The organism is Pseudoalteromonas peptidolytica (assembly GCF_012641745.1).
Taxonomy (GTDB): Bacteria; Pseudomonadota; Gammaproteobacteria; order Enterobacterales; family Alteromonadaceae; genus Pseudoalteromonas; species Pseudoalteromonas peptidolytica.
Genome location: NZ_WEHZ01000024.1, coordinates 62,606 through 82,168, shown reverse-complemented (window position 1 = coordinate 82,168; position 19,563 = coordinate 62,606). Strand labels below are relative to the sequence as shown.

Here is a 19,563-nt window from a genome sequence, read left to right as displayed (position 1 = left end):
AACTTATTCATGCCTGTTCCTTACTGGGTCACTTTCTTTTTTGGTCGAAAGATCTGATCTTGGAACAGGCATATAGTTCCCTAGTTTTTAAATTCTTATCCCGAGCTGGGGTTAATTAAGTGGTCTATTTTGAGGTGAGGAAATCTTGTCGATAACAAGGCAAAAATTTTGCTATTTATTTGTTCTAAATAAGAAATTTTTAACGCTGTTAGCGTCAGGTTTACTCCTTCAAATTGAGCAAGTATTAAGTCAAATTGGTATTATTTACTTACCATCTCATCCAAAGTTTACGCTATCTAGCAAATTATAAAATACAGGAACCCATAATGCTGTGATCACGGCAGTAATTGTCATTGCTGCGGATGAAAATGCGCCTGCTACTGGGTGATGTTCCATTGCCGCACTGGTACCAATTGCATGACAAGCGATGCCCAACGCAATACCTTTCGCTTGCATGGATTGTACGTTGCAAAGGTGCAATATATGCAATCCAAAAACGCCGCCAAAAACGCCAATAAGGATCACCATAATTGCCGCTACAGCAGGGATCCCACCAAGAAAATCGCTTATCAATAATGTAATTGGTGTGGTGACAGATAATGCCGCCATTGAAGCTGCAATAGCGTCATCTGATGCAAACATATTACAAATCAAAAAAGCGCTCAAGGTTGATAAAGAAACGCCAAGCCAACTGGTAAAGCACAATGCAAAAAATACCGGCTTAATTTGGTGAAATTGTTTAAATAGCGGAAAAGCAAGGGCAACCACTGCAGGTTCAAGTAAATAGTGAATTGGCAACGTACCTTGCTGATAAGTTTTATACTCAAACTGAGTGAGTAATAAAAAAGTAGAGATAGTCAAAATACACAGCAATACGGGGTTGAACAATGTTATAGGGAAACGTTGATATAGCGCCCGCATTGTGACAAACAATACGATGGTGAGTGTTGAGTAAATCAGTATATTAATCACGGAACTTAATACGTTTAACGATAGGACTTAACGACGTCAATATGAGAGTCGGCACGATAGTAAGTAGTAATGCTAGCATTACCCATTGGGATTGAAATAAGTCAATATGCTCAACGACACCAACACCGGCAGGAATGAAAAATAGCGCCATGTACTTCAAAATGGGGTTGGCCGCAGGTGTTATCCACTCAGGTTTTACCACGCCAAGAAATAACAATATGACCAAAAAACCCATTCCAAGTAGTGCCGCTGGTAGCTTAATCTCGCTCAGCATAACGATCCATTTGGCACCCAATAAGCATCCTAGAATAATAGCAAAGCCGAATGAAAATTTAATGATGAACTGCAACCTTTGCATCAGTACTTCATGCTCCCAAGTGATTGTGAAGTCTTTATTTTACGTATTTTGGTTGTGCAAGCTATCATACTTTTGGACACCGCTCGGGACTTACCACTTTTTGCGCGGTTGATAAGGCTGCTGCTCTGTTGATGAGGCGTTACTCATTGCTATTTTAGTGTTGTTGGCGACCAGTAATTTAATCTGTGACCAAGTTTCAAGCCACAGTAATTTCCTAGATGGCTGATTGTAGGCTTGATTATATACTTTCTTTATTGCAGCAATGGCGTCAGGCGAGCGGTTGCTGAATTGGCACAGTAGTTGGTCTAGTCTCGTATCTATGTCGTCACATAGTTCTGAGATTAAGCCATCTTTTAATGCACTTTGTGCATCTATTCGCTGTGCGTGGATGGTCATCATTAATGCTTTGTCTTTATTCATACTAGCCGGCAATAATAAGCTTGCGCCCATGTCAGGGCACAATCCCCACTTTGCCTCCATAATAGCGAACTGGGCGCTGTTGTCAGCGAGACGAATATCTGCACCAAGGGCAATATGACAGCCTCCCCCTAAGCAATTTCCTGTGATGCGAGCAATAACAGGAACAGGCAACGATTGCCAACCGAGGACAACACGTTGTACTAAGTTCGCATTTCCTGGGAGCCATTTTCTTAATAATTTTAAAATACCTGTTGGTTTCTTTAATACACTTTTGACATCGAGACCAGCACAAAAGTGTGCGCCTTCACCTTGGATCACAACCGCACGGATAGCTTTGTTTTTTGAAATAGTTTTTATTGCATTGTCTAAACCAACAAACATATCTACTGATAGTGCATTTTGTTTCTCGGGACGAGATAAAGTGACATAAGCGATATTATTGGTCTCAGTGTATGAAATCATAGTGAAATGTCCCTGTCTTTTATTATGGCATGAAGCGCTGTTTTTAGAGTAATAACTTAAAAGCGTCTTGAGATCCAACTGTTCGTGATATTTCTTCACCACTTAGCGCTAATTTATGTTTGATTATCGCGACGGGATATTTATGTTTTTGCACATTTTGCTATTATTGCGCTAATGTAAAAGCCACAGGCTAGCCCCATGACAGCAAGACTTTGTACAATCGAAGAAGTAACCCACCAAGCATATGACATTTTCCTTGAGTTAGCACCAGATAACTTGGAAGAACACGATATAGAAACGTTTAATGAACATCGTGAAGCACGGGGGTTTATTGAGGAGAGTGAGCCGGATGAAAGCTGGTCCAGTGTCACTACATACGAACAAGAAGCCGAGCCTGAACACTTTGTTCAAGTACTGGTGGGTATTGAGTTTGACGATTCTGATCAGGTGTATGCGAAGATCCTCATCAGCAGAGATTTAGACGCACCTTTTTGTCATATTATTTGGAAGCAGTGAGTCAAAAGTAGTTACGCGTGGCATTATATAGATTTATAACTTTTGTGTTCATTGGCCTGTTATCATCGCCAAGTGAGGCTACCGATCCATTTGAAGACTTTCATGAGTATGGCAATATGCCTGATGACGAGATACACACAAAACATCAGGGTGAAATGCTTTATGGAGATGTTGAGTTTGGATTTATTGTTAACAAAGGCAATACGCAAAACACCTCATTTAAACTAAAAAGTAATTTGTACCAAGACCTACCCACGTGGCGTAATCAGTATAAATTTGATGGCTTGTATCGGCGTGAAAAAGATACTGAAACGGGAGTCGAGGATGTCTCTGCCTCTCGTTACTTTGGCTCAGCGCAAGGGAATTACAAGCTTGGCAATGATAAATCGTCATTCTTCGTTTATGGAGACTATGAGCGGGACAGGTTTAACGGCAAAGAACACACCTCAACAGTTGCCCTGGGCTATGGTAGCCGTATGTTTGAGGGAAAGAAAAATACAGTTGATATAGATATAGGCCCTGGTATGTCTATTTCAAGGGTAGATAATGAAATAGCATTGGAATCCGATGAGAAAAGAACAGAGAAAGGTCAGTTGTTACGGATGGCATTGCAATGGGAGAGGAACGTATCAAAGCGCACTCGTTTTAATCAGGATGTGAGCTACGAGCAATCTTTATCAGGCCTAAACTCTCGGCTTTTTGCTGAATCAGCACTTGTTACTCAAGTTTTAGGTGGTATTGCGTTGAAGTTTGCATTTATCTACCGCTATAACTCACAACCTGAAGACGACAAAGAGAAAGTGGATACTGAGCTCGGTGCGACATTGGTTTACAGCTTTAATTAAAGAAGACTAGAAATGTATAGAAATACTCAATTTGCATGGGTCATTTGGCTTTTGCTGGCGTTTATCGCAAGTTTTACCACATTAGCAATCTACCTTACGGGCACAAATATAGCTTTTGTTGGATTTTTGGTGATCCTCGCGATAGTTGCCTTTATTTTTTATGGGTTAACGGTTGAGGTTAACCAACAGCAACAAACGTTGAGCTGGTGGTTTGGTCCATCGGTTGCCAAAATTACGCTGAAATTTGATGATATTGATTACGTACAACCTGTGAAGAATTCATTACGCCATGGCTTAGGCATGCGGATCAGCACCGATGGTTGGGTCTATACTGTGGCGGGGTTTGATGCACTTGAGGTGGTCATGAAAGATGGCACTAAGTATCGTGTTGGTACTAATGATAAAACAAAGTTGGTAGCTGCGATGGAAAGTAAATTGATTAACAAACAAAGCGCTGAATAGTCAGCGCTTTTTCGTTCACTTCAGTACTCTGATTGCTTGATGCAGATCAGTGGTCGTGACCACAGCCACCTTCACCATGTACATGGCCATGTGCAACCTCAGCTGCTGTAGCTTCGCGTACTTCAATGACCTCTACGTCGAAGTTTAGTGTGATCCCTGAAAGCGGGTGATTGGCATCAACAATGACTTCTTCATCTTCAATCCCGATGATAACAACGACTTGATCGCCTTCATCTGTTGTTGCTCTGAACTGCATCCCGACTTCAATTTCCATACCTTCAAACATGGACTTAGGTACAGCTTGTGTTAACTCATCATAGCGCTCACCGTAGCCTTCTTGAGGTTCAATCGTGACACTAAAGGTGTCGCCTGATTGTTTACCTTGCAGTGCATCGTCTAAACCTGGGATCAAGTAACCAGAGCCAAGCATGGCCACCACTGGCTCATCATCAAATGTACTATCAATTGTATTGTTGTCTTTGTCTTGAACTGAGTAGTGAATAGTTACTACTGAGTTAGGGCCAATAATCATATAAGATCCCGTTAGTTGTCTTCTAAAGAATAGGGTAGAGGTTGAATGGTAAGGTCTACCTCAGGTGAATTTTTTGCTCTTAGTATTGCATGCGCAGGCGTGTCATTAGGCATCACTGCTAACGCATAAAACTGGTTAGTATTGCCGTCAAAGGTCTGATGGATTATTTTGCCACCACGACGCCAGTTATCTTCAATTTGTAGCTCGATATCTGTTTCTTCGATGTGTTGACTCGCACTTCCGCTAACAATGTACATTGCACGCTTATTCTTTCCGAGATAGCGCATGCGTGCCACTGTCTCTTGACCAGTATAGCAACCTTTTTTAAAGCTGATCCCATCTAAAGCTTGGAGATTAACCATTTGTGGTACAAATTCGTCAAGGTGTTCAGAGCTCAGAGCAGGCTCGCCCGCGAGAATACTGCTTGTAATAAACGGGGTAGAGTCAGCCTCCAGAGACAGCGATGCAGGTATACCTGCATTGTTAAATGAAAGGAGGATAAAGCGGTGTGCATCAAGCTTGAGTAACTTACCGTTTTCGACGTCAAATGCTGTTGAGTCTGTGTCTAAATTAACGTCAAATGCGTCTTTTATGGTCTGGGTGTCTTCAACGAGCAGGCCATAGGCTTCACATTCAGCGAAGTCGATTTCAACCTTAGCGAAGACACCATACTTTTTCAGCTCACGTAGAGAAGTCTCTGCTTCGGCTTCACTTGCTATCATCAAGTATTCATCTTCAAAGCGGGTGATACGAGATACCGCCCATAACTTACCTTTTGGGCTGCAATGCCCTGACCACATGAAGTTGTCGTCTTTGATAAGGTTAATGTCTTGGGTAACCTGACCGTGCAAGTAGCTCAGTTTATCTTGACCTGAAATGCGAATAATCCGAAGCGGTAGCTTAAAAGCACGAGCAATAGACATAATGTTGATCCGTATAAAAGTGTTTTCGTAATGTTATCGTAAAAACTGAAGTGGAGATAGGGAGTGTCGATTTCAAGGCGCCATTTCTATAAGTTTTATGGCATAAGCACATTAGAGTGGGTATAATTTTATCATTAGTTTATGAGGGGTTAATCAGTTTATGGTTGAGTTGCTGCCAAAAGCTCGAGTTAAATGGGCTTGCCGTCGTGGCATGTTAGAGTTAGACGTTATTTTAGGGCCGTTTGTTGATGAGGCATATGATGCGTTGTCTGACGAGGGTAAATATGTATTTCAGCGCTTAGTTACCTGTGAAGATCCAGATTTGTTCGCTTGGTTTATGGGTCATGAAGTATGTCCCGATCCAGAGCTAAAAAGTATGGTTACATTTATCCTTGGTCGGATCCGCGTCTAGAGTCGAATTTCAGTATAACCAACAGAGCCACAAGTTCTTTGTGGTTCTAGCGTTGTGCCTCACATTCCTATTTTTATTGTTATTCCCTCTGCTTTGGTGGTTCATCACACCAGTATGTTTTGTGCTCAGTTATTGGTGCTGGAGACAGTATCAAGCTCTCACGCCAACCTGTGGAACTTTGTTGTTGTTGCCAGAAAAAAACTATATAGAGGTACAATCACTAACGATGAATGTGGCTGGGCGGTTAATGGCCGCAACAATCTGGTTTGACATTCAAATTGAGCTCAAGTTACAGGATGCACACCATCTAAAACAGCGGGTGTTTATCAGACGTGACGCCGTTCGAGAGTCGGATTGGCGACTGCTTTGTCGTCTTATGCTAAATGCTAGGTAACCTGAACTTCGCATGTTAATCCCTTTCTTATACCAATTATCCTTATTAAGCTGTTTATTTTGAGGCGAGCAATTTTTGTCGATAACATCGCTACCACGCCCCGCAGTCACCGAGGTACCCACGTCCTGCAGGCAAGGCTAGCTGGTATTAAAGGCGGCCAATTTTGGAGGCTCCACTGCCAATAGTTATCCAGCTATTGGTACGTAACGTCGCGTTACCTAGAGGGTACAGATACCAAGGTGGTAGGAGAGAGTCAAAGCAATCTATTCTTAGTACGCGTTTGCTATATCAGGAAGTGTAGCGGAGAGCTGGTAGCGCCTCCACTACAAAACTACTAGCCAAATCTTAGACTATTTTTCTGGTGATAATATAGTCGGTGATGGGTTGTCGGTCATATCTGGAAAGTCTAGGGTGTAGTGCAGCCCTCTGCTCTCTTTGCGCTCTAATGCGCTGCGGATAATTAGTTCAGCGACTTGCACCAAGTTGCGCAGTTCTAATAGGTTATTGCTTACTCGGAAGTTAGCATAATAATCGTGTATTTCCTGTTGCAATAATTCGACGCGTCGCAAGGCACGTTCTAGCCGTTTTGTAGAGCGCACAATCCCTACATAATCCCACATAAATAGTCTTAATTCGTGCCAATTATGGGTGATCACCACTTCCTCATCAGAGTTACTGACGCGGCTTTCGTCCCAGTCAGGGAGAAGAGCAGGCGCTTTGCTGTCGTTTATTTTTGCCAAAATATCTTTGGCCGCTGCGTGTGCAAAGACGATGCACTCAAGGAGTGAGTTACTTGCCATGCGATTTGCTCCATGAAGACCTGTATACGCAACCTCACCAATGGCATATAAATTGTCTATATCGGTTCGGCCGTTAAAGTCAGTCATTACTCCTCCGCAGGTGTAATGTGCAGCTGGAACAACGGGTATCGGCTCTTTGGTAATGTCCAACCCGACACTTAGACATTTAGCGTAGATAGTAGGGAAGTGTTCAATAATAAACTCTTTGTCTTTGTGAGAAATATCGAGATAAACGCAATTCGCGCCCAACCGCTTCATTTCATAATCGATTGCACGAGCAACTACATCTCGAGGTGCCAATTCTTCACGCTCGTCAAAGTCTGGCATAAAGCGTGTACCGTCTGGACGTTTTAACAGTGCACCTTCACCACGCATGGCTTCTGTGATCAAAAAGTTTTGTAATTCTGGATGGTATAAGCTCGTTGGGTGGAATTGATTAAACTCCATATTGGCGACTTTACAACCCGCGCGCCACGCCATCGCGATGCCATCACCGGATGACACGTCGGGGTTTGAGGTGTATAGATAGACTTTACTCGCGCCACCGGTGGCTAAAGCGACAAACTTAGCTGTAATACTTTCGACCCGATCCGCTTTACGGTTGTAAACGTAAACTCCTTTTATAAAGCTTGGGCTTGCGGTTTTGTCTTGGACTAAATCAATCGCATTATACTGTTCTAATATGTTAATTCTTGGATGTAGTTGTACTTGGCTAATTAAGGTGGTTTGCACAGCTTTGCCAGTGGCATCGGCGGCGTGCAAAATTCGGCGGTGACTGTGGCCACCTTCTCGAGTGAGATGAAATCGCTCTTTTCCTTTGCTGTCGACTTCCATATCAAACGGAACGCCCTGTTCTATTAACCAGTTAAGGCAATTTCTTGCATTAGAGGCTGTGTAGTGTACCGCTTCGCGATCACATAAGCCCGCACCTGCCGCAAGGGTGTCTTCGACATGAGACTCAATACTATCGTTTTTCTTATCAAATACCGCAGCAATACCGCCTTGAGCATATAGCGTAGAACCTTCTTTTAAAGCACCTTTGCTAATCACTGTGACTTGGCAGTGATTCGCTAGGGATAAAGCGAGCGAGAGGCCAGCTGCGCCGCTACCGATAATAACAACATCGGTACTATGGTGAGTCGTATTTTTCATATTCGAAGATCTTAACTGTTTTTACGTTTAATTCTGTTATTTATATCACATCTGCTATCATAGAAGGCAGAGAGTTTGCTCCGTTTAATGAGAATCATTTAGAACTTTTTGTGAGATAGCTTACGCGTTAGCGCTAAAAAGCTGCCGTGAATTAGTACGCAAAGATGGATGAATTCGTTTATTTTAAAAAAAAATACAAAAAAACAGAACTTTTTATTCGGTACTAAGTCAGAGTAGCTGTAAATGATGGCAACTAGTTACGATTTAGAAAAATACAAAGAGGAGTACCGGCTCGAATGAGCGAGCAGGATTTAGATCTAAATATAGTTAAACGCGTTCAACAGGGAGATAAAAACGCATTCAACCTGTTAGTTGCTAAATATCAAAATAAAGTTGCAGCGCTGATTTCTCGTTATGTAGCAAATCAAGGCGATGTGGCTGATGTGGCACAGGAAACGTTCATTAAAGCTTATCGAGCGTTACCTAACTTTAGGGGAGAAAGCGCATTTTATACTTGGCTGTATAGAATCGCGGTTAACTGTTCAAAAAATTATTTAGTAGCGCAAGGCAGAAAACCACCTGCCAATGACGTAGATGCAGAAGAAGCAGAGTTTTATGATGGTGCTGATCAGCTAAGGTCAAACGCATCACCTGAAAACTTGCTACTAAGTGATGAAGTAAAAGCAGTGATATTTAAAACGATAGACCGTTTACCCGATGATTTGAAAACCGCAATTACGTTGCGTGAGATCGAGGGAATGAGCTATGAAGAAATCGCTGTTGTTATGGACTGCCCAGTTGGGACTGTCCGTTCTAGAATTTTTCGCGCAAGGGAAGCGATAGATAACAATTTGAACCCATTAATAGGTGAGTCTTAAATATGGCACAAGCTGAAAATAAAGTGGCTGAAGAGCTAACAACATCGGAAATTTTTGACGGTGAGCTGCCACTCAATGCGGGATCGGAAGCTCGCCTAGATGAGCAAAAATTTGCGCGGTACGCGCTAATTGGCGATGTAATGCGCAGCGACAAACAAGAAGCACCTTGTATTGATATAACAAAAAGCTTTGCAATCGCGCTGGAGAATGAAGCAGTACACAGTGTTTCAGTACCACAGCAGGAAACGCCTGCGACAAAAAGTAATGTAGTTGAATTAAGCGCGTGGCGTAAGCCTTTTGCCCAAGTTGCCATCGCTGCGAGCGTTTCGTTATTCGCCATATTAGGCGTTAACACCATGAGTAGTGATCCAGCGCAGCCGGTTAATGATACTTTGCAATTACAATCAACCCCCTTTGCTGGTGGTGTATCACCAGTAAGTTTATCTACTGAGCCTGCCCTTGAGTCAGCAGCGAAAGGGATCCGAGAGCTGCAGCAACAAAGAATTGGCGCGTTGGTGCTTGAACATCAAAGGCAGTCTCGGATGGCTTATGCACTGCAACAGACGGGTGAAGAGACGCAGATCAAACAAGAGGAAAAAGAGCAATAAATGAGAGCACTGGTAGTTGTATTAAGTGTATTTTTCTCTAGTTGGCTGTGGGCAAATGAGAATATCTCAGCCAAACAGCTGTTAAAGGATATGGCAAATGCTGTGCATCATCGCAACTTTGATGCCTCATTTGTTGTGGTCAAAGGTAAGTCAATGGAGCCATATCGCTGGCTGCATGGCAATTTAGGTGGAACCGAGCTTGAATTATTGAGTTTGCTCAATGGCGCAGGGCTTGAAATGGTTCGCATTGGCGACAAAGTAACTTACTTTGAGCCTAAATCTGACCCCTATACTATTCAAACAGATTCTATAGCAGGCCCCATACCTGAAGTGCTATTCAAGAATATCGATAGTTTGAAAGACAGCTATGATTTTGTTTTAGGCGGAAAAGGGCGTATCGTTGATAGACCAGCGCAATTGGTTAGGCTCGAAGCAAAAGATGATTCAAAATACAACTATTGGCTTTGGATTGATACAGAGTCTTCTTTGCTACTTAAGTCTGCCTATGTTAATCAACAAGGGGAATTGCTAGAGCAACTCCAACTTACCCACATAAGTGTCACTGAGAACCCTACAGAACAATTACTTGAGCTATCAAAAAAGCAATTTCCAGCGCCGATCTCTGGACTGTTACAAACAATCGATAGTGGTGCCAAAAGTAACTGGCAAATTGGATGGTTGCCTCAAGGCTTTGAGCTGTTAAAATCCGATAGACATAAATTAGATTTGAATAATGAGTTAGCAGACTACTATTTGTTTTCAGATGGTTTAGTAGATATATCGGTGTTCGTGCAGCGCCCATTACCAGGCCAGCGCCCAAGCGGTGCACTGTCATCAGGGGCAACTACAGTATACGTTCACAATACTGGTGCGTTTGATGTATCTGTAGTGGGAAATATTCCTGCAATGACCGCGAAGGCAATAGCTGAGTCTGTAAAAAGACCTTTATGATTGAACAAACATTGACAGTTGCAGCCATTAAGGGGGCAACTGTATACCTCGAGGCTGAACCAAAGCCCGCTTGCGAAGGCTGTAATGGTAAATGTGGGTCACAAGTATTTGCTAAGCTTTTCGGCACGCATAAGAAGCAATTTCCTATTGAACTACCAGAGTCTTCTGTTGCTGTCGGACAAAAAATTAAACTGGCACTTGACGACTCTAATGTGGTTAGGCACGCCTTTTACGTTTACATGTTGCCGCTATTTTTTGCTTTCATTGCGATGTTTTTTACTGCGCTTGTCCTTAACCTCAGTGAACCCTTACAAATTGTAAGTGCATTTTTAAGTGCCTCGGTTGGTTTCTTTTTAGCCAAAATGAAGGGGGACTCATTGAAACATCAGGTAAAAGTGATAAAAATTTACCCAATTAGTCTAGCAATAACGCAAATAGATGGTGATTGTACTAAATAAAATGTAAAATCGAGACCTTAATCTCTATTTGTGACTAACAGAAGTATTGAATCCAGTATATGAAGCATATCCGTAACTTTTCTATTATTGCCCACATTGACCATGGAAAATCGACGTTATCAGACCGCTTAATCCAAGTTTGTGGAGGTTTAACAGACCGCGAAATGCAGCAGCAGGTACTGGATTCGATGGACATCGAACGTGAGCGCGGCATTACCATTAAAGCGCAGAGTGTGACGCTTAACTATAAAGCCAAAGATGGTGAAACTTACCAGCTTAACTTTATCGACACACCTGGACACGTTGACTTTACCTATGAAGTGTCACGTTCTTTAGCAGCGTGTGAAGGTGCTCTACTTGTAGTTGATGCTGGTCAGGGTGTAGAAGCACAAACACTCGCTAACTGTTATACAGCGATTGAAATGGACTTGGAAGTGATCCCGGTCTTGAACAAAATTGACTTACCACAAGCTGATCCACTTCGCGTAGCCGAAGAAATTGAAGATATTGTTGGTATTGAAGCATTAGAAGCCGTTCGTTGTAGTGCTAAAACCGGTATCGGTATCGATGAAGTGCTTGAAGTCATTGTGCGCGATATTCCGCCGCCAGAGGGGGATATCGACGCGCCTTTACAAGCCCTGATTATTGATTCGTGGTTTGACCCATACCAAGGTGTTGTATCATTAGTACGTATAAAAAATGGTGAGTTAAGAGCGGGTGAAAAGATCAAGATTATGTCTACTGAGCAAGCTCACCAAGTAGACAAGGTCGGTATCTTTACACCAAAGCAGACCAATACCGGAGTATTAAGAACGGGTGAGGTTGGTTTTGTTATCGCAGGTATCAAAGACATTCATGGTGCACCAGTTGGTGATACTATTACCATGGCTCGTGATTCAGCGACAGAGCGTTTGCCAGGTTTCCAAAAGGTAAAACCGCAAGTTTATGCTGGTATGTTCCCTATCTCTTCAGATGATTACGAAAACTTCCGTGATGCACTGAACAAACTAAGCCTAAACGATGCGTCGCTATTCTTCGAACCTGAAAACTCGACGGCGCTAGGTTTTGGTTTCCGTTGTGGATTCCTTGGTATGCTTCATATGGAAATCATCCAAGAGCGTCTAGAGCGTGAATATGACATGGATCTTATCACCACAGCGCCGACGGTAATCTATGAAGTAGAAACTAAGCACGGTGTGGTAAAAATTGATAACCCATCAGATTTGCCTCCAGTTAATGATATTATTGAGATCCGTGAGCCTATCGTTGAAGCGAATATCTTAGTTCCTCAAGAGTACTTGGGTAATGTAATTACGTTATGTGTTGAGAAGCGTGGCGTGCAAACCAAGATGAGTTACCATGGTAAGCAAGTAGCGGTAACCTACGAATTGCCAATGTCAGAAGTCGTGATGGATTTCTTCGATAAGCTAAAATCTACCAGCCGTGGTTTTGCATCGTTGGATTACAACTTCAAGCGCTTTGAAGCATCAGACATGGTACGTGTAGATATTCTTATTAACGGCGACCGCGTTGATGCGCTTGCAATCATTGTACACCGTGATGGCTCGCAAAGCCGAGGTCGTCAGCTTGCTGAAGCGCTAAGAGAATTAATCCCTCGCCAGATGTTTGATATTGCAATTCAAGCTGCAATTGGTAACCACGTCATTGCTCGTAGTACCGTTAAACAGCTACGTAAAAACGTAATCGCTAAATGTTATGGTGGTGACGTCAGTCGTAAGAAAAAACTTCTGCAAAAGCAAAAAGAAGGTAAGAAGCGTATGAAGCAACTTGGTAACGTTGAAGTGCCACAAGACGCATTCTTAGCAATATTGAAAGTAGGCAAGTAACAGGAAATACAAATGGCAGGTTATTTTTCAATTTTATTGGTGCTACTCACGGTCGGTTCAGGCCTTATTTGGTTGATCGATCATTTGGTGTACGCGCCAAAAAGACAAGCTAGGCTTGCTATCGCGCAAGGTGCGTCTGACACACAGTTAGATGACGACGTCATTGCAGAGATTGCACCTGAACCTGCCATTGTTGAAAATGCAAAATCAATCTTCCCGATGATTGCAGCGATCACAATTTTTCGTTCGTTTATATTTGAGCCGTTTCAAATCCCGTCAGGTTCGATGATGCCAACTTTGTTGGATGGTGATTTTATTTTGGTGGAAAAGTACGCATACGGAATAAAAGATCCGGTATGGCGTAGCAAACTCATCGAAACTGGTACACCTGAGCGTGGTGATATTGCTGTGTTTAAGTTTCCGCTAGACGAACGTATTGATTTTATTAAACGTATCGTTGGTTTACCCGGCGATCATATAGTTTATCGCAATCGCCAGCTTTACATAAAGCCAAAGTGTGATGAAGGACAAAGTGAAGTCAATGGCCTAACGTGTGGTGAGTACAATAAGATTGATGTCGATATTGTTAACCGCGACGAATTTAAACAAGGGCCAATGCAGTTAGTGCGTTTAACTGAGCATTTGCCTAATGTAGAGCATGATATTTTAATTAACCCTGAAGTATTAGAGCTAACAGATCGCTACTATCAGCAGCCTGGTACTCGCCGCGATGAGTGGGTAGTGCCTGAGGGCAGTTATTTTGCGATGGGAGATAACCGTAATAATAGCCAAGATAGTCGTATGTGGGGCTTTGTACCAGACGAAAATCTGGTTGGCCGAGCGGTATTTATTTGGCTAAGCTTTGACTTTGATAATGGCCCAGACAGTATTTTGCCAGGGTGGGTTCCAACTGGTGTTCGTTTTGAACGCCTAGGTAGTATTCAGTAACAATGAAAAGAAATGTAGAAGAACTTTATAATAAAATAGGGTACAACTTCTCTGATAAGGCGCTGCTTGAGCAGGCTTTGACGCATCGCAGTCACAAAGGCCAGCACAACGAGCGTCTAGAATTTTTGGGTGACTCTATTTTAAGCTTTGTGATCGCCAATGCGTTGTATCACAAATTTCCTAAAGCGCGTGAAGGTGATTTAAGCCGCATGCGCTCAACACTGGTTCGTGGCCAAACCTTAGCTGAATTCGGAGTGGAGTTTGCGCTTGGAGACTACTTACGTTTAGGTCCAGGCGAGCTGAAAAGTGGTGGCTTCCGTCGAGAATCGACACTTGCAGATGCAGTAGAAGCAATCATCGGCGCGGTATTTCTTGATTCAGATATCGAGGTATGCCAAAACTTGGTGTTAAATTGGTATGAGTCAAGACTGACTGCTATTTCGCCAGGCCACAATCAAAAAGATCCAAAGACATTGCTTCAAGAGTATCTTCAGGCACGCAAGTTGCCACTGCCAGGTTACACTGTCATTGATACAAAAGGGCAAGCTCATAACCAAACATTCACGGTTGAATGTATAGTGGAAGGGATGGAAAGTATAATTTCAGTAGGCAGCTCGCGACGCAAAGCTGAGCAAAAAGCTGCCGAAAAAGCGCTAAAGATTTTAAAGAATGACGCTTGATACGCATTGCGGCATGATTGCCATAGTCGGTAGACCTAACGTAGGTAAATCGACACTATTAAATAAGTTGGTCGAGCAAAAGGTAAGTATTACCTCACGCAAACCACAAACGACACGCCACCGCATTATGGGGATCCACACTGAGGGTAACTATCAAGCGGTGTATGTTGACACTCCTGGACTTCATATTGAAGAGAAACGCGCCATTAACCGTTTGATGAACCGAGCAGCTTCAAGCTCTATCGGTGACGTAGAGCTGGTATTGTTTGTTGTTGAGGGGACGCACTGGACAGCTGATGATGAGATGGTGCTAACTAAGATAAAAGACAGTGGTCGTCCAATTTTGGTGATCATGAACAAAACCGACCAAGTCAAAGATAAAGACTTGTTGATGCCACATATTCAATGGCTGAGTGAGCAGGGCGATTTTATCGGCATAGTTCCAATTTCGGCTAAGCAAGGTAAGAACGTTGACATGATCAAAGAGGAAGTACACAAACGCCTACCTGCGTGTGAGTTTTATTTCCCAGAAGATTATGTGACAGACCGCTCTATGCGTTTCTTAGCGGCGGAAATTGTGCGTGAGAAGTTAATGCGCTTTATGGGCGATGAGCTACCGTACTCAGTTACCGTAGAAATCGAACAGTTTAAGTGGCAGGACAACGGAGTTTGGCAGATCAATGCTTTGATCTTAGTTGAGCGAGAGTCGCAAAAACGTATGGTCATAGGAAATAAAGGCGAGAAGCTAAAAGTCATTGGTCGCGAAGCGCGTAAAGATCTTGAAAACATGCTTGATAATAAAGTTTATCTAGAATGCTGGGTTAAAGTAAAATCTGGCTGGGCAGATGACGAACGTGCTCTTCGTAGCTTAGGATACGGAGAAGACTGATTGGACAGCGACTTTCGGCAGGCTTACCTGTTGCATCGCAGACCTTATAGCGATTCTCAGGTGCTGCTTGATGTGCTTGTCGAAGGTGTTGGACAACTCAAAATGCTTGCCCGCGTCAAGGGCAAGCAAGCCCTCAAACATAACGCTCAACTGCGACCTTTTTCCCTACTATTGCTGCAATATGCCGGTAAATATGACTTCAAGTACGTAAATCGATTTGAACCTACTGATAATCAAATACAGTTACTTGGCCGTCAGCTTTATTGTGGTTTGTACCTTAACGAATTGACACAACGAGTTGTGCCAACAAACGAACCTTTAGAGCAAATTTTTGAGCTGTATCAGCTTCATCTTACTCGTCTGGCCGAAGATGACGATGTTGAACCAATATTGCGCAGTTTTGAACTACAACTGCTTGCAGAACTCGGGTTTGCAGTCGAATTAGAATTTGATGCAGATGGTAATCCAATCAAGCCAAAAGCAGCGTACAAGTATATTGCTGAATATGGTTTTATTGCAGTTGGTCGGGAACCTGATACGATACCAGGTAGTATGCTATTGGCAATTGCTGCTCATGATTATGAAGACCTTACGGTACGCAGGGCGGCAAAGTGGCTAACTCGCAAGCTAATGGCGCCTTTGGTTGGTAAGCAGGGCCTTAAAAGCAGAGAACTATTTATTTCAAAGAAATAAAATCACTTAACAAAGCGCAGTACAATAATACCAGTATTGCAGTGGTGGGCGATGAATCGCACACAATGTCTTATACCAATTTGACTTAATACTTGCTCAATTTGAAGGAGTAAATCTGACGGTAACCGCGTTAAAAATTTCTTATTTAGAACAACTAAATAGCAAAATTTTTGCCTTGCCTACAAGGATGTAGGTACCTTGGCGATAGCAGGATGCGGTAGCGGGGTTATCGACAAAATTTTCTCGCTTCAAAATAGACCACTTAATTAAGAAAATTGATATTATTATCAAGGGATAAACAATGAGAGATATTTTACTTGGGGTAAACGTAGATCATATTGCGACGCTCCGTCAGGCTCGCGGTACAAGTTACCCAGATCCTGCACATGCGGCAGCTGTTGCTGAACACGCGGGCGCAGATGGTATTACCATTCACTTACGTGAAGACCGCCGTCATATTCAAGACCGCGATGTTTATGTGATGGCTAAAACCATCCAAACACGTATGAATCTTGAGATTGCAGTGACTGACGAAATGCTCGACATTGCTTGTGAAGTAAAGCCAGAATACGTTTGCCTCGTGCCAGAAAAACGTGAAGAACTTACCACTGAAGGTGGTCTAGACGTGGCTGGAAATTTAGCAAAGATCACAGCAGCAACCGAGCGTTTAGCTGACGCTGGTATTAAAGTAAGTTTATTTATTGATGCTGATAAAAAGCAGCTAGACGCTGCAAAGGAAACAGGTGCACCTTATATTGAGATCCACACCGGTGCTTATGCTGATGCTGAAAATGACATTGAAATGAAGGCTGAGCTAGAACGGATCCGTGAAGGTGTGCAATATGCACACGGTTTAGGGCTTATCGTGAACGCAGGGCATGGTCTTCATTATCACAACGTGAAAGCGATCGCAGAAATGCCAGAAATTTATGAACTAAATATTGGTCATGCGATTATCGCAAGGGCGGCGATTGATGGCTTAGAAAAGGCAGTCCGCGACATGAAGCGATTGATGCTAGAGGCAAGGCAAGCGTAACACCAAGTAAAGCATTATGATAAGGGGCTGAGTAGCCCTTTCTTTTTGTCTGATAGTACCTTGGAGATTGCAAAATGCGCTAGGGGTGCTGTCAATAAAGCTTTCTCGCTTCAAATAGAGCACTTAATTAAGTTAATTGAATTGGTAATAGAATGAAAAAATTAGTGTCTGCTCTAGCAGTGCTTGGTTTTGCGCCACAGTTAAGTATCGCTGCATCAAGTAATGAATTGGAAACTATAACCACAACCGCATCACGGCTGGCGGTTACTAGCACAGAGAACCCCGTTAGTCTGTCAGTATTGTCCGAGGTGCAGTTAGAGGATATCGGTGTTACTCATATTGAAAGGGCGCTTAGACTAGTAGCGGGTGCCAATATGCAGCATGGAAATGGGCAAGAATATCTGCCAGCGCTAAGATCACAAGTACTATCCGGTGCCGGAGCCTGTGGAGGACTCTTAACGGCGGAGGATGGCATTGCGCTTAGAGCCGCTGGATTTTGCAATATCAATGAACTATTTGAATCTCATTTTGAAGCAGCAAAACGTATAGAAGTGCTGAAAGGGCCAAACAGCGTACTTTATGGCTCTAATGCCATTCATGGGGTGGTGAACGTGATCACTTCTGACACTACCTCGGATGAAGCACGTATTGGCTTGGATATTGGTTCGTATGGCTATAGTCGAGCACGTATGCAAGCGGGCAGTGAGTCATTAGGGCTCGGCTCAGCGCTGACGATCACAAAAGATACTGGTTATCGCGATGGTGAAGGCGTAGAACAGCAGAAGTTAAGCCTCAAGCACAAACACCAAGGTCAGTTTGCTAGTGTTGTTTCAGGTATGACGTATACTCATTTAGACCAGCAAACTGCAGGCTATATAACAGGTGCTGATAGTTATAAAGATGAGACACTAGCAAAGCAAAATGAAAACCCTGAGGCATTTAGAAAAGCTTCATCATTTCGGGCATGGAGTGAAGTTTCTTGGCTTTGGAATAATACCGATACAGTATTACTAAAACCTTACTTACGTTGGCAGGAGATGGAGTTTGTTAAACATTTTTTACCAGGTAAGCCCTTTGAAGAAAATGGTCAAACAGGTGTCGGGTTGCAGACTCTAGTGCAAAGTGAACTAAGCACAAATATTCAATTAGACTGGGGGGTGGATGCCGAGTATACCCAAGGTGAGATGTTGCAATATCAACCAACCCCAACGCAAGGTTCTCCTTTTTTACAAGCTACGATCCCAACGGGAAGACACTACGACTATGAAGTAGATGCTCGCCAAATCGCACCTTTTGCAAAATTCACCTGGCAGCAAGATAACTGGTTGCTTGAATTAGGCGGGCGTTATGAATCAATGCGTTATGACTATCATAACTTCTTACCGGTAGGACGAACCAAAGAAGATGGTTCAGAATGTAGCAAAGGGGGGTGTCGTTATAGTCGCCCAGCCAGTGACATAGACCGCTTTGATTATTTTTCCCCAAAGTTTGCGATACGTTATGCGTTTGCGCAGTCTCATATAGCCTACGCGAATATATCTAGTGGTTATCGTGCCCCACAAGCCGCTGAGTTATATCAGTTGCAACGAGCACAGCGCAAAGCATCGCTCAAAGAGGAAAACGCTAACAACATTGAGTTTGGCGTAAAGGGTAGCACAGAAAAACTGACATACCAGGCAGCCGTTTATGTCATGGAAAAAGAAAACCTGATTTTCCGTGATAGTGATTTTTTCTATATTAATAATGGACGTTCGAAACATGCAGGGATGGAATTAGAACTACGCTATCAGCTATCATCAAATTGGAAGATTGACCTTGCAGCGACTCATGCCAAACACACCTTTGAACAGAACAGCATCCTCAATGGCATTAATATCAACGGGAATGATTTAGACTCAGCACCAAGGCATTTAGCGAATGTGCAACTACATTGGCAGGCATTAGAAAATTTACGTTGGTCGTTAGCTTGGCATCATGTTGGAGACTATTTTACTGATCCTGAAAACCAACATCGTTACGCAGGTCACGATCTACTTACACTAAGAGGAAGGTGGCAGATCAGCCCTCAACTTGCACTGACTATGAGAGTGAAAAACCTCACGAATACGCGTTACGCAGAGCGAGCTGACTATACGTCGTTCAGCGGTGAAAGGTATTTTCCTGGTAGGCCGAGAAATGTCCTCGTTTCACTAGATTATCGTTGGTAATACCTGAAAAAAGGGAGCCTCAAGCTCCCTCATAGTAAAAGTGTGATTGTTATACCAATTAGTCTTAATACTTGCTGACAGTAGGGCGTAGGTACCTCGCTGTGAGCAGGGCAAGAAAGC

The 19,563-nt window shown here is 43.0% G+C and carries 22 protein-coding genes; 16 read left to right on the top strand and 6 right to left on the bottom strand.

Going from position 1 to position 19,563, the window contains the following annotated elements; all coding sequences use genetic code 11:
- Positions 1-276 precede the first annotated feature (276 nt).
- The 3 genes from F9Y84_RS15490 to F9Y84_RS15480 all read right to left on the bottom strand — a co-directional run bounded on the left by F9Y84_RS15490 (position 277) and on the right by F9Y84_RS15480 (position 2,212).
- A complete protein-coding gene (locus tag F9Y84_RS15490; protein WP_147390828.1) occupies positions 277-972 on the bottom strand; it encodes an LrgB family protein in 696 nt (231 codons plus the stop codon).
- Positions 965-1,330, bottom strand: a complete 366-nt coding sequence (locus tag F9Y84_RS15485) for a CidA/LrgA family protein (protein ID WP_225740688.1) — start codon at positions 1,328-1,330, stop codon at positions 965-967. Before F9Y84_RS15485 ends, F9Y84_RS15490 begins: the two co-directional genes overlap by 8 nt.
- 90 nt (positions 1,331-1,420) lie before the next feature.
- Positions 1,421-2,212, bottom strand: a complete 792-nt coding sequence (locus F9Y84_RS15480; protein ID WP_147390826.1) for a crotonase/enoyl-CoA hydratase family protein — start codon at positions 2,210-2,212, stop codon at positions 1,421-1,423.
- Between the two features lie 198 nt (positions 2,213-2,410).
- Here F9Y84_RS15480 and F9Y84_RS15475 point away from each other — a divergent pair, with 198 nt between their 5' ends.
- From F9Y84_RS15475 to F9Y84_RS15465, 3 genes are all read left to right on the top strand, one after another.
- Positions 2,411-2,728 (top strand): DUF440 family protein, encoded by a 318-nt coding sequence (locus F9Y84_RS15475; protein ID WP_125253568.1) that lies wholly within the window; start codon positions 2,411-2,413, stop codon positions 2,726-2,728.
- Positions 2,729-2,844: 116 nt separating this feature from the next.
- On the top strand, positions 2,845-3,573 hold the full coding sequence (locus F9Y84_RS15470; protein ID WP_373865593.1) for a DUF481 domain-containing protein: 729 nt from the start codon (positions 2,845-2,847) through the stop codon (positions 3,571-3,573).
- Positions 3,574-3,585: 12 nt separating this feature from the next.
- On the top strand, positions 3,586-4,035 hold the full coding sequence (locus tag F9Y84_RS15465) for an RDD family protein (RefSeq protein ID WP_128730992.1): 450 nt from the start codon (positions 3,586-3,588) through the stop codon (positions 4,033-4,035).
- Positions 4,036-4,081: 46 nt separating this feature from the next.
- Here the strand turns inward: F9Y84_RS15465 and F9Y84_RS15460 are convergent, their stop codons facing one another.
- Positions 4,082-4,567: an FKBP-type peptidyl-prolyl cis-trans isomerase gene (locus tag F9Y84_RS15460; RefSeq protein ID WP_125253571.1), complete on the bottom strand. Its 486-nt coding sequence runs from the start codon at positions 4,565-4,567 to the stop codon at positions 4,082-4,084.
- A gap of 11 nt (positions 4,568-4,578) precedes the next feature.
- A complete protein-coding gene (gene ygfZ, locus F9Y84_RS15455; protein ID WP_147390824.1) occupies positions 4,579-5,490 on the bottom strand; it encodes a CAF17-like 4Fe-4S cluster assembly/insertion protein YgfZ in 912 nt (303 codons plus the stop codon).
- A 160-nt stretch (positions 5,491-5,650) separates the two neighbouring features.
- Here ygfZ and F9Y84_RS15450 point away from each other — a divergent pair, with 160 nt between their 5' ends.
- Positions 5,651-5,902 carry an FAD assembly factor SdhE gene (locus tag F9Y84_RS15450; RefSeq protein ID WP_125253573.1) on the top strand — a complete coding sequence of 84 codons (252 nt, stop codon included), beginning with the start codon at positions 5,651-5,653 and terminating at the stop codon, positions 5,900-5,902.
- Positions 5,903-5,942: 40 nt separating this feature from the next.
- Positions 5,943-6,296 carry a protein YgfX gene (locus F9Y84_RS22545; RefSeq protein WP_307724511.1) on the top strand — a complete coding sequence of 118 codons (354 nt, stop codon included), beginning with the start codon at positions 5,943-5,945 and terminating at the stop codon, positions 6,294-6,296.
- A gap of 350 nt (positions 6,297-6,646) precedes the next feature.
- Here F9Y84_RS22545 and nadB read toward each other — a convergent pair whose 3' ends face one another.
- Positions 6,647-8,248 (bottom strand): L-aspartate oxidase, encoded by a 1,602-nt coding sequence (gene nadB, locus F9Y84_RS15440; RefSeq protein ID WP_147390823.1) that lies wholly within the window; start codon positions 8,246-8,248, stop codon positions 6,647-6,649.
- Between the two features lie 296 nt (positions 8,249-8,544).
- On the opposite strand from nadB, the gene rpoE reads away from it, so the two are divergent.
- The 11 genes from rpoE (at position 8,545) to F9Y84_RS15385 (ending at position 19,443) form a co-directional block, all read left to right on the top strand.
- Entirely contained in the window at positions 8,545-9,126 is a 582-nt protein-coding gene (rpoE, locus tag F9Y84_RS15435; protein WP_128730995.1) for an RNA polymerase sigma factor RpoE, read from the top strand.
- Positions 9,127-9,128: 2 nt separating this feature from the next.
- Complete coding sequence (locus F9Y84_RS15430) at positions 9,129-9,734, top strand: sigma-E factor negative regulatory protein (protein ID WP_128730996.1); 606 nt, start codon at positions 9,129-9,131, stop codon at positions 9,732-9,734.
- The gene (locus F9Y84_RS15425) at positions 9,735-10,685 is read left to right on the top strand and encodes a MucB/RseB C-terminal domain-containing protein (protein ID WP_147390822.1); all 951 of its coding nucleotides are present in this window, start codon (positions 9,735-9,737) and stop codon (positions 10,683-10,685) included.
- Complete coding sequence (locus tag F9Y84_RS15420) at positions 10,682-11,143, top strand: SoxR reducing system RseC family protein (RefSeq protein WP_125254426.1); 462 nt, start codon at positions 10,682-10,684, stop codon at positions 11,141-11,143. The genes F9Y84_RS15425 and F9Y84_RS15420 overlap by 4 nt, the downstream gene beginning before the upstream one ends.
- Before the next feature lie 59 nt (positions 11,144-11,202).
- The gene (gene lepA, locus F9Y84_RS15415) at positions 11,203-12,990 is read left to right on the top strand and encodes a translation elongation factor 4 (protein ID WP_147390821.1); all 1,788 of its coding nucleotides are present in this window, start codon (positions 11,203-11,205) and stop codon (positions 12,988-12,990) included.
- Between the two features lie 12 nt (positions 12,991-13,002).
- Positions 13,003-13,938 (top strand): signal peptidase I, encoded by a 936-nt coding sequence (gene lepB, locus F9Y84_RS15410; RefSeq protein ID WP_125254428.1) that lies wholly within the window; start codon positions 13,003-13,005, stop codon positions 13,936-13,938.
- A gap of 2 nt (positions 13,939-13,940) precedes the next feature.
- Positions 13,941-14,618, top strand: coding sequence for a ribonuclease III (gene rnc / locus F9Y84_RS15405; RefSeq protein ID WP_125254429.1), 678 nt, complete (start codon positions 13,941-13,943; stop codon positions 14,616-14,618).
- Entirely contained in the window at positions 14,608-15,507 is a 900-nt protein-coding gene (era, locus tag F9Y84_RS15400) for a GTPase Era (RefSeq protein ID WP_125254430.1), read from the top strand. The genes rnc and era overlap by 11 nt, the downstream gene beginning before the upstream one ends.
- Complete coding sequence (gene recO, locus F9Y84_RS15395; protein ID WP_128730999.1) at positions 15,508-16,200, top strand: DNA repair protein RecO; 693 nt, start codon at positions 15,508-15,510, stop codon at positions 16,198-16,200. It begins immediately after the preceding gene.
- 301 nt (positions 16,201-16,501) lie between these two features.
- Positions 16,502-17,236 carry a pyridoxine 5'-phosphate synthase gene (gene pdxJ / locus F9Y84_RS15390; protein ID WP_147389333.1) on the top strand — a complete coding sequence of 245 codons (735 nt, stop codon included), beginning with the start codon at positions 16,502-16,504 and terminating at the stop codon, positions 17,234-17,236.
- Positions 17,237-17,388: 152 nt separating this feature from the next.
- Positions 17,389-19,443, top strand: a complete 2,055-nt coding sequence (locus F9Y84_RS15385; RefSeq protein WP_147389332.1) for a TonB-dependent receptor — start codon at positions 17,389-17,391, stop codon at positions 19,441-19,443.
- Positions 19,444-19,563 lie beyond the last annotated feature (120 nt).